Annotated in this window: 14 protein-coding genes and 1 riboswitch; of the genes, 1 reads left to right on the top strand and 13 read right to left on the bottom strand. The window is 45.2% G+C overall.

The window, feature by feature from the left end:
* The 12 genes from rplC to rpsL form a co-directional block, all read right to left on the bottom strand.
* Nucleotides 1-690: a 50S ribosomal protein L3 gene (rplC, locus tag NE665_RS18110; RefSeq protein ID WP_347285932.1), complete on the bottom strand. Its 690-nt coding sequence runs from the start codon at nt 688-690 to the stop codon at nt 1-3.
* A 10-nt stretch (nt 691-700) separates the two neighbouring features.
* A complete protein-coding gene (gene rpsJ, locus NE665_RS18105; protein ID WP_002607415.1) occupies nt 701-1,012 on the bottom strand; it encodes a 30S ribosomal protein S10 in 312 nt (103 codons plus the stop codon).
* 294 nt (nt 1,013-1,306) lie between these two features.
* Nucleotides 1,307-2,038 (bottom strand): TatD family hydrolase, encoded by a 732-nt coding sequence (locus tag NE665_RS18100; RefSeq protein ID WP_117443700.1) that lies wholly within the window; start codon nt 2,036-2,038, stop codon nt 1,307-1,309.
* Nucleotides 2,028-2,768: an ABC transporter ATP-binding protein gene (locus NE665_RS18095; protein ID WP_117443699.1), complete on the bottom strand. Its 741-nt coding sequence runs from the start codon at nt 2,766-2,768 to the stop codon at nt 2,028-2,030. The genes NE665_RS18100 and NE665_RS18095 overlap by 11 nt, the downstream gene beginning before the upstream one ends.
* 22 nt (nt 2,769-2,790) lie before the next feature.
* The gene (locus NE665_RS18090; RefSeq protein ID WP_117443698.1) at nt 2,791-3,786 is read right to left on the bottom strand and encodes an ABC transporter substrate-binding protein; all 996 of its coding nucleotides are present in this window, start codon (nt 3,784-3,786) and stop codon (nt 2,791-2,793) included.
* On the bottom strand, nt 3,783-4,550 hold the full coding sequence (locus tag NE665_RS18085) for an ABC transporter permease (RefSeq protein ID WP_117443697.1): 768 nt from the start codon (nt 4,548-4,550) through the stop codon (nt 3,783-3,785). Before NE665_RS18085 ends, NE665_RS18090 begins: the two co-directional genes overlap by 4 nt.
* Before the next feature lie 62 nt (nt 4,551-4,612).
* Nucleotides 4,613-4,701, bottom strand: a riboswitch (TPP riboswitch).
* 55 nt (nt 4,702-4,756) lie between these two features.
* Nucleotides 4,757-5,068 carry a YbjQ family protein gene (locus tag NE665_RS18080; RefSeq protein ID WP_009587352.1) on the bottom strand — a complete coding sequence of 104 codons (312 nt, stop codon included), beginning with the start codon at nt 5,066-5,068 and terminating at the stop codon, nt 4,757-4,759.
* Nucleotides 5,049-5,267 (bottom strand): hypothetical protein, encoded by a 219-nt coding sequence (locus NE665_RS18075; RefSeq protein WP_117443696.1) that lies wholly within the window; start codon nt 5,265-5,267, stop codon nt 5,049-5,051. Before NE665_RS18075 ends, NE665_RS18080 begins: the two co-directional genes overlap by 20 nt.
* Nucleotides 5,268-5,367: 100 nt before the next feature.
* Nucleotides 5,368-6,552, bottom strand: coding sequence for an elongation factor Tu (tuf, locus tag NE665_RS18070; protein ID WP_002607408.1), 1,185 nt, complete (start codon nt 6,550-6,552; stop codon nt 5,368-5,370).
* 68 nt (nt 6,553-6,620) lie between these two features.
* Complete coding sequence (gene fusA, locus NE665_RS18065) at nt 6,621-8,699, bottom strand: elongation factor G (protein ID WP_117443695.1); 2,079 nt, start codon at nt 8,697-8,699, stop codon at nt 6,621-6,623.
* A 15-nt stretch (nt 8,700-8,714) separates the two neighbouring features.
* The gene (rpsG, locus tag NE665_RS18060) at nt 8,715-9,185 is read right to left on the bottom strand and encodes a 30S ribosomal protein S7 (protein ID WP_117443694.1); all 471 of its coding nucleotides are present in this window, start codon (nt 9,183-9,185) and stop codon (nt 8,715-8,717) included.
* Between the two features lie 25 nt (nt 9,186-9,210).
* Nucleotides 9,211-9,633 carry a 30S ribosomal protein S12 gene (gene rpsL, locus NE665_RS18055; RefSeq protein ID WP_009273525.1) on the bottom strand — a complete coding sequence of 141 codons (423 nt, stop codon included), beginning with the start codon at nt 9,631-9,633 and terminating at the stop codon, nt 9,211-9,213.
* Nucleotides 9,634-9,851: 218 nt separating this feature from the next.
* On the opposite strand from rpsL, the gene NE665_RS18050 reads away from it, so the two are divergent.
* Nucleotides 9,852-10,652, top strand: coding sequence for an HAD family hydrolase (locus tag NE665_RS18050; protein ID WP_117443693.1), 801 nt, complete (start codon nt 9,852-9,854; stop codon nt 10,650-10,652).
* Nucleotides 10,653-10,748: 96 nt separating this feature from the next.
* Here NE665_RS18050 and brnQ read toward each other — a convergent pair whose 3' ends face one another.
* Entirely contained in the window at nt 10,749-12,101 is a 1,353-nt protein-coding gene (brnQ, locus tag NE665_RS18045) for a branched-chain amino acid transport system II carrier protein (RefSeq protein WP_117443692.1), read from the bottom strand.
* Between the last annotated feature and the right edge of the window lie 573 nt (nt 12,102-12,674).

Genomic DNA, 12,674 nt, shown 5'->3' with positions numbered 1-12,674 from the left:
TTATTCCTCCTCTTTCGTGTAATCTACTAATGTTACAGGTTCTGTGTTTCCCTTGGAACATTTAGCAGTGCGTACCATAACCATTCCACGTTTTGGTCCAGGCACGTTTCCTTTGATCAATAAGTAATTGTTTTCAACATCAACCTTAATCACTGTCAGGTTCTGGTTCGTAGTTCTGTAACCACCTTCCTGACCGGCCATGATGGTTCCCTTGATAATTTTACCCTGACGTGAGGTAATACCGTTGGTAGCCAGTGAACCGATGTGTCTGTGGTGTCCGGAACCATGGCTCTTAGGACCGATTTTCGCATTGTTACGAACGATCGTACCATTGAATCCCTTACCCTTTGATGTACCGATTACATCTACTGTTTCTCCGGCACTGAAGATTCCTACGTTTACCTCAGCACCCAGCTCCAGCTCAGCAAATTCGCTATCGCGAACTTCCTTAACGAATCTTTTTGGAGCAGTATTTGCTTTTGCAGCATGTCCGGCTTCGCCCTTCGTACTGCGTGCTTCTTTAACATCCTCAAAACCTAACTGTACAGCTTCGTATCCGTCGTTTTCCACTGTTTTCTTCTGTAATACAACATTTGGACAAGCCTCTACTACAGTTACAGGAATCAGTGTTCCATCTTCTGTGAAGACCTGTGTCATCCCAAGTTTACGTCCTAGAATACCTTTCATGATGTCACCTCCATTACAGCTTAATTTCGATGTCAACACCACTAGGCAGTTCCAGACGACTCAGTGAGTCGATTGTTTCTGCTGTAGGTCCGACAATCTCAATTAAACGTTTGTGAGTTCTGATCTCGAACTGCTCGCGAGAATCTTTGTATTTGTGTACCGCACGCAGGATTGTTACTACCTGCTTTTCAGTTGGAAGAGGTACTGGTCCAACAATTTTTTTAGCACCGTGAGCTTGTGCTGCCTGCACGATCTTTTCTGCGGAAGCATCCAAGATTCTGTGCTCATAAGCTTTTAAGCGAATTCTTACGCTATTTTTTGCCATGAATATATCTCCTTTCGCCTATATGGACTATAGACTCGCTCGATGCGAATTCCCCGACCTCGCCGTCCATGACAACGTTTCTCAGTGGGTCGGCAACCTCGCATGTCCTTGCGGTCGTGATAATATTCTAACACATCCAAATATTGATTACAAGCGTTAATTACGGCTTTTTTTAGTTTTTTTCATAAATTTTTCAGAACCTCCACACTCCTCGAAATATACTGTTTATGATAGCGTTTTCATCGTTTTCCTGGTAAAAAACATGTAAAAAAACTTCTAAATCAATAGAAGTTTCTACATGTAAAGCAATGTGTTCTGCAGGAAGGCTTCACAGTTTTTCTGCATCTGCTGCTCGAGCTGATGATACGGAATATTCCGCATTTCTGATATTTGAGCCATGCTGCGCTTCAATATCGCTCCATGCTCATCCGGCAAAACCTCACGCTGTTCACACCACGTACAGGCGGAAATCCCATCCGTTTCCACAAGCAGACGTTTTAAAGGAACTGCGGCAGCCACTTGCTGAACCGTTTCATCGAACGGCAGCGAAGGACCTATGGTAAACCAGCAGCCCATATCAATATACTCCTGCAACCAGCTTCCACAGGAATACCAATGCACCAGATAGCGGTTCTCATAACGACGCAAAAGCTCCAGCGCTTCTTTCTCCATCCCCTTCAGATGCAGAATAACCGGCAGTCTATGCTCCTGTGCAAATGAGAGCTGCTGCTCAAACACAGCGTATTGCAAGGCTTTATCCGTCTTACACCAGACACTATCCAGACCGATTTCTCCTAGGATCCTCGTCTCCTTCAGAAACGGCAGCATCTCTTCCCAGCTAACCTGCTCCACCTTCCATGGATGGATACCGGCACTGATCCATATCGCAGGATTATCACTTTGAAGCTTCTTCAGCTCCTCGTATTCCTTCGGCGTTGCTGCATTGGCAATGCAGGTGATGCCCTGCTGTCTCAAAATTTTAGGTGTCAATGCAGTATCCATATGCATATGCGCATCAATGATCATGAGCGCCCTCCTTTAGAAGCTGATAAATTTCCTTCTTCAGCTGCCCCTGCTCATACAGCCACTCCCGACTTTTTTTACAGTCCTTTAAAGAAATTTCCCGGCAAATGGAAGCCGGCGAGCCCTGCAGTATAAGAATGCGGTCCGCCAGATACAGAGCCTCCTCAATATCATGGGTTACCAGCAGCATGGTTCTGTTCAGCTCGCTTCTCAGCTTCAGCAGCCAGTCCTGCATATCATTGCGGGTGATGACATCCAGAGCACCAAAGGGTTCATCCAGCAATAGGATATCCGCACTGCAAAGTGCTGTCCGCAAAAATGCAGCCCGCTGGCGCATACCGCCGGACAGTTCAAACGGGTATGCGCGCTCATACCCCTTTAAACCAAAGGTCTCAAATTCCTGCAATGCTTTTTCTCTGGCCTCGTTTATATGCCCGTGAAGCTTCCCATACAGACACACATTGTCCAAAATATTCTTCCAAGGCAGAAGAAGATCATCCTGCGGCATATAGGCAAAGTGGGAGGATACCCCTGTCACCTGCACATCATCTACATAAAAGATTCCTTCTTCACAGTGCAAAAGACCTGCCAGAATATTCAGAAGCGTGGATTTTCCACAGCCACTTGGACCAATCAGCGCTGTAAATTCCCCTTCTTCCACATGAAAGCCGACATGCTCCAGTATCCTCCTGTTATCAAAAGAAATCGCCATATCCTCAACTCGTAATTTCATGATGACCTCCTGTGCATCTGCATTATTTCACAAATTCATTCGTATATTGTTCGCTGGCCTTGATGCTTTCCGTAATCAGCTTGTTTTCATACATGAAGGCTGTATAGTTATCCCAGACGGAATCCTTCATAACACCCCAGCTCTTTGCATCCTTCGCATATTCGCTGCTCAGATACTTCTGACTTTCCTTGAGAAACTTCAAATCATAATCCGGCGCATAGTTGCTTAATATTTCAGCTGACTCCTCCGGATGCTCGATTGCATACGTATACCCCTTCTTTACAGCATTCATAAATTTCTGAACCGTTTTTGGGTCTTCCTTTATCATCCGTTCACTGCTGATAATGACAGGCGTATAATAATCCAGGCGCTCATCCAGATCGCGTAATGGTATGTAATTCAGGTCATAGCCCTCCATTCTTCCCTTGGTTACCGCCCAGCCTTCAAATTCCCACTGGATATCAACGTTTTTACCTAATGCTGCAAAGCCGCTTCCATCAGCGCCAACCATCGTCAGCTTGGAGAAATCCGCCTTTGCGGCCTTCATCACCGCTTTGATGACTGCCTCCTCGCTCGGTGCCTGCCATCCGGCATAGACCTTACCCTCAAAATCCTTGGGAGACTTGATGTTTTCCTTTTTCAGGGATACAAAGCCGCTTGTATTATGCTGGATGATGGCTGCAATCGCCCGAATGGGCAGCGGCACCTCTGCTGTTCGCGCATAGGTGACATCCTCCTGATAGCTGACACCAAATTCCCCCTTGTTTGCCGCAACCAGCGTAGCGCTTGTCGCATCATCTCCCGGCTCTATGATATCCACATCCAAGCCTTCTTCCTTAAAATACCCCTTATCCTTCGCCACATAAAAGCCGGTATGGTTGGTATTCGGAAGATAATCCAGAATCAGCGTAACCTTCTTAGTCGTTTCCTTATCTTTTGATGCTTCCTTATTATCAGAGCATCCGCTCACCGCAACAGCCATCAGCATGGCCATCAGCATACAGCCTAATTTCTTCATGTCGTTTTCCCTCTTTTCTTTCTTGCATATGGAAACAGTACCGCCTCCAGCAACACCACCGCCCCGTGCAGCAGAAGACTCAGGACAATCACAACGACTACACAGGCAAACACCTTATCCAGCATATAGCCGTTTTTCACTCGAATCATGTAATACCCAAGGCCTGCGGAAGCGCTCAGCCACTCTCCAACGATAGCTCCGCCGATACAGTAGGTCGCAGCTACCTTCAAGCCGGAAAACAATGCAGTGGAGGCTGCCGGTATTTTCACATATGCATATATCTGCCATTTCTTCGCTCCGAAGCTTTTCAGCAAACTGATCTGATGCTCATCTACTTTCCCCAGCGCATCACAGAAGGCGATTGCCACCGGAAAAAAGCACATGAAGATGACCATTAGAATCTTCGGCGCCATACCAAAGCCCAGCCATATGGAAAACAGCGGTCCCAGCACCATGACCGGTACGGTCTGTGTGACAACCAGATGGGGAAATATGCTGTGCTTAAACAGCTGGGAAAGATCCATGCCGATAGCGATAACGATCGCGAGCAGTGTGGCAATCAATAAGCCGATGACAGCCTCCTGCAGCGTAACCAGCGAATGCATCCATAGTACATCACGATTTACAAACAGCGCCTGTATAATTTTTGAGGGCGCCGGCAGGATATACAAATCGATATCAAATACATGAACACAGCCTTCCCATACCGCCAGCACCAGAAGCAGTGTGAGAAGCGGCATGCCGAATCTTTTAAAACGCTTCATCCTATGTTTCTCCTTTCCATTAAAAAAACACCTCTGTGAGGCGTAAGTGAACCAATCTAATACTCAAGATAGATATGACTCCCTACGCTAGCATTAACTAGATCAGGTCATAAGGGACTGTCTCAGCCTTACGGCACCCCTGTCATGACAGTATCATTATACACGCATCGTGTAAAAAAGAAAAGAAAAAAGCAGACAAGCTGCTTTTACAGAAAGGTTACCGCTGTACCATAGGCAATGACCTCTGCGGCTCCCCCCATGATTGCACTGGACGCATAGCGAATATTCACAATAGCATCGGCACCAAGGGCCTCTGCTTCCTCCACCATACGCTTCGTTGCCAGTGCACGTGCCTCATTCATCATTTCATTGTATGCCTTCAGCTCACCACCAACCAGTGTCTTAAAGCCCTGCGAAATATCCTTACCGATATTCTTTGTCTGAATTGTACTTCCCTTTACAAGCCCCAGCATATTCAGTGTTTTTCCGGTAATGTAATCAGTATTTACTAAGATCATCTTCTTCTCCACTCCTTATCTCGTCAAGTCGTTCCTTGACAACATGTATCCACAGAAAAAGCAGTGCCAGCATAGGAACACCAAACAGGATTATGATAATCTTTGGTGCATCCAGAAAAAACAGAGAGCTGATCCAAATCATCATATAGCATGCGATGATGGCTCCAATTACGATGGGTGCCAGCATTTTTCTGTTCATACCGCCCACTCCCTTCTGTCATTACCTGTATTATACTACAAAAAAGTACAACATACAGAAAAAAGAGCACATTCGTGCTCTTTTCCGTGTTTTTTATAAATTACTCGATGATTTCTGTAACGTTACCGGAACCTACAGTACGTCCACCCTCACGGATAGAGAACTTTGTATTGTTTTCGATAGCGATTGGAGCAATCAGCTCAACGTTCATTTCAACGTTATCACCAGGCATAACCATTTCAGTTCCTTCTGGTAATGTAATAACACCAGTTACGTCAGTTGTACGGAAGTAGAACTGAGGACGGTAGTTAGATACGAATGGAGTGTGACGTCCACCCTCTTCTTTTGTTAATACATAAACCTGAGCCTTGAATTTTGTGTGTGGGTGTACGGATCCTGGTTTAGCAAGAACCTGTCCACGCTGGATCTGGTCACGGTTGATACCACGCAGCAGAGCACCGATGTTATCTCCGGATTCTGCGAAGTCCAGCTGCTTACGGAACATTTCCAGTCCAGTAACAACAGTTTTCTGAGTATCCTTGATACCAACGATTTCAACTTCTTCTCCCAGTTTCACTACACCACGCTCAACACGTCCGGTAGCAACTGTTCCACGTCCTGTGATTGTCATAACGTCTTCTACAGACATCAGGAATGGTTTGTCAGTTTCACGAGTTGGATCTGGAATGAATTCATCAACAGCATCCATCAGCTCTTTGATAGCGCCAACGTATTTGTCATCGCCTTCCAGAGCCTTCAGAGCAGAACCACGGATAACTGGAGCATTGTCTCCGTCGAATCCGTACTCGCTTAACAGCTCACGTACTTCCATTTCAACAAGGTCGATCAGTTCTTCGTCATCAACCATGTCACATTTGTTCAGGAATACAACGATGTAAGGAACACCTACCTGACGAGCAAGCAGGATGTGCTCACGAGTCTGAGGCATAGGACCATCAGATGCAGCAACAACCAGGATAGCACCATCCATCTGTGCAGCACCAGTAATCATGTTCTTAACGTAGTCAGCGTGACCTGGGCAGTCAACGTGTGCATAGTGACGCTTGTCAGTCTGATATTCAACGTGTGCAGTGTTGATTGTGATTCCACGTTCTTTTTCTTCAGGTGCACCATCGATCTGGTCATAAGCCTGTGCCTGTGCCATACCGTCTTTTGCAAGAACGTTTGTAATAGCAGCAGTTAACGTAGTTTTACCGTGGTCAACGTGTCCGATAGTTCCAATGTTAACATGTGTTTTGGAACGGTCAAATTTTTCTTTTGCCATTTTAATTTTCCTCCTAATTTATTAGTTTCCAAGTATATTCTAATTCAAAGTTTTTATAAAAGCAACAGTTAATTTTCAGAACTATTGTTTTTAATGATTTTTTCTGCAATACTCTTCGGTACTTCGGCATAATGGTCGAATTTCATAGAGTAATTTCCACGTCCCTGAGTGAAGGAACGCAGGTCTGTAACGTAACCGAACATCTCTGACAGCGGAATGTGAGCCTTAACGATAATCGCGTTTCCTCTCTCTTCCTGGTCAACGATTGCACCACGACGGGAGCTTACGTCACCCATAACGGATCCAAGATATTCATTTGGTGCAGTTACCTCAACCATCATGATTGGCTCCAGAATAACCGGGTTACATTTCTTGGCAGCAGCCTTTAAAGCCATACTAGCCGCGATTTTGTACGCCATCTCACTGGAATCGACATCGTGGTAAGAACCGTCAAACAGCGTTGCTTTGATATCGATTACCTGATATCCGGCCACAATACCGTTTGCCAGTGCATCTCTTAAACCTTCTTCTGTAGGCTTGATGTATTCACGAGGTACGCTTCCTCCGACAGTAGCGTCCACGAATTCAAATCCTTTTCCCTCTTCCTGAGGCTCGAATTTGATCCATACATGACCATACTGTCCACGTCCACCGGACTGTTTGATATATTTACCTTCACAATCAGCAGTACCGCGGATGGTTTCACGGTAAGCAACCATTGGCTGTCCAACATTTGCTTCTACCTTGAATTCACGGCGCAGACGGTCAACGATGATGTCCAGGTGAAGCTCACCAACACCGGCGATGATTGTCTGACCTGTTTCCTGGTCTGTATAGGTTTTGAAGGTAGGATCCTCTTCTGCAAGCTTTGCAAGAGCAAGACCCATCTTATCCTGGTCAGCCTTGGTCTTCGGTTCCAGAGACAGTTCGATAACTGGTTCCGGGAATTCCATGGATTCCAGAATGATTGGAGAATCCTCTGCACATAAGCTGTCTCCGGTTGTTGTAACCTTCAGACCTACGGCAGCAGCGATATCTCCTGCATATACCTGATCGATTTCCTTACGAGCGTTGGCATGCATCTGAACGATACGTCCGAAACGCTCTCTTTTTCCCTTAGTGGAGTTCAGAACGTAGCTTCCTGCTTTGGCTGTACCGGAGTACACACGGAAGAAGGAAAGCTTTCCAACAAATGGGTCTGTTGCGATTTTGAATGCCAATGCAGCAAATGGTTCTTCATCGCTGGAATGACGCTCGGATTCGCTTCCGTCCTCCAGCGTTCCCTTGATTGCAGGAACATCCAGTGGAGAAGGCAGATATTCAACAACAGCATCCAGAACCATCTGAACACCCTTGTTCTTATATGCGGAACCGCATAATACCGGGAAGAAATCACCAGCACAAACTGCAATACGCAGAACGCGCTTGATGTCTTCGATGCTTGGCTCTTCGCCTTCCAGTACTTGCATCATGAAGTCTTCATCATAATCAGCAAGGTAATCAATCAGCTTGGAACGATATTCCTCGCACAGATCCTTCAGATCTTCCGGAACGTCACCCTCCTGAATATCTGTACCTAAGTCATTGGTATAGATTTCAGATTTTCTTTCAATGATATCTACGATACCAGTGAAAGTGGATTCCGCACCGATTGGCAGCTGAATCGGGCAGGATTTAGCACCCAGACGATCTACGATCGTTTTACAGGACATCAGGAAGTCAGCTCCTGTTGCATCCATTTTGTTACAGAATACGATACGAGGAACACCATATGTAGTAGCCTGACGCCAAACAGTTTCTGTCTGAGGCTCTACACCGGCTTTTGCATCCAGTACCGTTACGGCACCATCAAGTACACGCAGGGAACGTTCAACCTCAACCGTGAAGTCAACGTGGCCTGGAGTATCGATAATGTTGATACGGGTACCCTTCCATGCTGCAGTAGTTGCTGCAGAGGTGATGGTGATACCACGTTCCTGCTCCTGTGCCATCCAGTCCATCGTAGAAGCTCCATCGTGAGTTTCTCCGATTTTGTGGTTAACACCTGTATAATACAGAATACGTTCTGTAGTTGTTGTTTTACCAGCATCGATATGAGCCATGATACCAATGTTACGTGTGTTTTCTAATGAATACTGACGTGGCATAATGGATCTCCTTTCTTACCAGCGGTAATGAGCAAATGCTTTGTTTGCTTCTGCCATCTTGTGAGTGTCCTCACGTTTCTTGACAGATGCACCACTTCCGTTTGCTGCATCCATGATTTCAGCAGCAAGTCTCTGCTCCATCGTTTTCTCGTTTCTTAAACGAGCATAGTTTACGATCCAACGCAGACCAAGTGTCAAACGTCTTTCAGCGGATACTTCCACCGGGACCTGGTAGTTAGAACCACCAACACGGCGAACCTTAAGTTCCAGTAATGGCATTACGTTTTCCAGAGCTTTCTCGAAAACTTCCATTGGTTTTTCATTTGTTTTTACTTCAATAATATCGAACGCATTGTACAGAATCTTCTGTGCAACCCCTCTTTTACCATCAATCATGATCTTGTTGATTAAACGAGTAACCAGCTTGGAGTTGTAAATTGGATCTACTAATACATCACGTTTTGCTACATGTCCTTTTCTAGGCATTCGAATTTCCTCCTTTCACAATTGATTATTTCTTAGCTTCTTTTGGTTTTTTAGCTCCGTACAGAGAACGGCTCTGGTTACGGTTCGCTACTCCGGCGCAGTCCAGTGTACCACGGATGATGTGGTAACGAACACCTGGAAGATCCTTAACACGTCCTCCACGGATCATTACAACACTATGCTCCTGCAGGTTGTGTCCAATACCAGGAATGTAGGCAGTAACCTCCATACCGTTGCTCAGACGAACACGGGCATATTTACGCAGCGCTGAGTTTGGTTTCTTTGGTGTCATTGTTCCGACACGAGTACAAACTCCACGTTTCTGAGGTGCACTTAAGTTTGTAGGACGTTTCTTGATTGAGTTATATCCTCTATTCAGAGCTGGTGACTTAGAAAGCTTCACGCTCTGTTCACGACCTTTACGAATTAATTGGTTAATTGTTGGCATAATATCCTCCTTTCACTAACACACATTTCCGGGTGTGTCATTTTGAAGTGTAAATGTAGTTCCCGCTGAACGGGAACCTCAAAAATCCACTTGCCTAATAATCATAAAGCAACTGGAATAGCTTGTCAACACCTTTTTTTATTTTTCTTTGTAAAAAATTAGAGATTCTAGTATAATAGGGAACGAATAGACGTAGAGGGAAAGTAGAGGTTTCAAATATGGCTTATAAAATCGTGTTTTTTGATATGGATGGTACCTTGTATCAGACAGAAAATGACATCATTCAGGAGTCCAGTCTTCAGGCGATTCAAGCATTGAAGGAACAGGGCTATATCGTATGTGCCGCAACAGGACGTCCGCTGAATCAAATGAACCTGATTCTGGAGCGCGTACAGTTTGATTATATGGTAATGATCAACGGCGGCTATGTTCTGGATCGGGAACAGCGTCTGCTGTTTGAAAATCCGCTTGACAGACAGACGACACAGGATATCGTTGACTGGTGTGAGCAGCAGGAAAACGGGCTGATGTTCCATTTCGGTGATACATCCTATATATATGATAAGTTTTATCCGTTTTATTATTTCTGCCGCGATCATCATGTTTTGAATTATCTGTTTTATGATGAACAACGCTCCTATCATAAACGGCATAATGCCTATAACGCAGTTTTGATGACAAAGGATCAGCGCTCTCTGGAGGAATTTCTCGCAAAGCATCCGTTACTGCGCAGCGATTTGATCGAGGTTGCACAGGATCATTTCTGTTTCGATGTATTCAATGCAAATAACGATAAGTTTGTGGGAATCAATCAGGTGCTGCAAAAGGAGGGTATTTCCTGGGAGGAATGCATCTGCTTTGGCGATAGTACCAATGATATCAAGATGCTGGAGATGGCAGGCATGGGAGTTGCCATGGGAAGTGCCACAGATTATGTAAAAACCTTCGCTAATATGGTGACGGCCTCTGTATATGACAATGGCGTTGCCCGTGCGCTGCAGGAAATTTTAAAGCTTTAGATCAAGCTGTAAATGAAACAAGTCTCAATAAGCATAACGACCACATAAAAAGGAAGACGTTTTAGCGATCATGCACAAAGAACGTTCTTCCTTTTCTTATTCCTGAATTTTTGTTGGCCGGGGTCTTCTTTGATTCATTGGCCACAATGGCAGAAGTCCGATCAATGCCCCTATCACCGCTGGCAGAATCCAGCCGATACTCAGCTCATAAAAGGGCAGCCTTGCAAACCATTCGCTGATGATCCCCAGCGTAACCCCTGCACTTTCCATTCCGTTAACAAAGGATACTGCAAAGGTAAACAGCATTGCCATGACATACACCATACGCCGTGATCCGATACGCTGCTTTAGAAAAGACAGAAGCATCAGTACAACAGTTACTGGATATATCATAATCAAAATCGGAAGCGATACGCTGATGAGCTGACTCAAGCCAATATTGGAAATCACAAAGCTGAACAAACAGACTGCAGCTGCGATTTTTTTATAGGTCCAGCGCTTTGGCAGAATGGTTTGAAAATAATCCGCAAAGGATGTTGTCAGACCAATCGAGGTTGTAAGGCAGGCAAACAAAACAGCAATTCCCAGGATGATACCACCGATACCGCCAAACAGATGATTGGTAACTGCATGCAGAAGTGCCCCGCCATTGGTGAAGGGTGTATTCGTAATGGCACCGACATAGGTTAGCATGAAATAGACAACTGCCAGAAAGCCTGCCGCCCCCAGACCGCAGAGAATCGTATAACGTGCAATGGATTTTTTATCTGTAATACCGTAACCGCGAATTGCCGTTATAACAATAATTGCAAATGCCAGACCTGCCGGACCATCCAGTGCGTTATAGCCCTCGATCATGCCCTTAAAGAACGGGATATCAGCATATGCAGGGGACGGTGCCATCATGGTGCCAAACGAGAATGCCCCATTGCTTGTATCCTGTAAAAAGGAGGCGATAAAGATAGCAAGTATACTGATTAACAAAACCGGCGTCAAATATTTACCAACAACATCTACAATTCTTCTTGGGTTACTGCTGAGATAGTAGGTGAGCGCAAAGAAGGCCGCTGTAAACAGCAAGGACCACAGCATAGAGTTTTGTTTCCCTATATAAGGAAGTAATGCTATCTCAAAGGAAACACTTCCGGTTCTTGGCAATGCGAACAGCGGACCGATCAGCAGGTATACGCCAACTGACAGAAACAAGGCAAACCTTTGGCTGACCAGATTTCCAAGATCACTCATGGAAGATCCTGCCAGTACGACAGCCGTTACTCCGAGTATGGCAATACCGGCATCGGTCAGAATAAAGCCTGCAAGGGCGCTGATAAAGCTCGTTCCAGCCAGTTGTCCCATAGCTGGAGGAAATATCATGTTTCCGGCACCAAAAAAGATTGCGAAAAGCATCATGGATACCGATATGATTTGAACAAATGTTAATTTCTTCATATAAAAACTCCTTACATACATGCCTATACATCATAGCGGAAAACACGCAGATGCGCAATCACTTTTTCACTGTTTTAACAAAGGCTGTACATCCTGCTTTTCAGCTGTCCTCTATTACTTTTGTAGCTTATACAATATAGCAGAATACGACCCAGCTGCTGGTAACGACACACCTCAGCTTCGCTCATCGATTTTCGTTATATCCCTTATTGCTGGCTCGTAAGACTTGAAGGACATGCAGTGCGGCTCACTGGATTCCTGAACATAAAATCAAGTAAGGCTCAAAACAGCTGTGCTACATTCTACGCGGGATTCTGACAGGAGAAACGACCGTATTGTAAAGGCATGCTCCTCCTATTTAGGCGCCTCTATTACTCTTTCGATGGAATTGTTAATAAGAAAAAGGAATCATCAGAATCGTAAAGGCTTTGTACCGCCTTGATCGATTTGCTTATAAGTAAAAAAAAGACCCATCAGATGATGAGTCAGATTACCTGGCAGCGTGCTATCTTTACTGGAGCCAGTCCAGCTATTGTCGCCGCTGATATGCTTAACTTCTGTGTTCGGGATGAG

Source organism: Clostridium sp. DFI.1.208, assembly GCF_024463855.1.
In the GTDB taxonomy this organism is placed as follows: domain Bacteria; phylum Bacillota_I; class Bacilli_A; order Erysipelotrichales; family Erysipelotrichaceae; genus Clostridium_AQ.
This window is presented reverse-complemented; position numbering and strand designations above follow the sequence as displayed.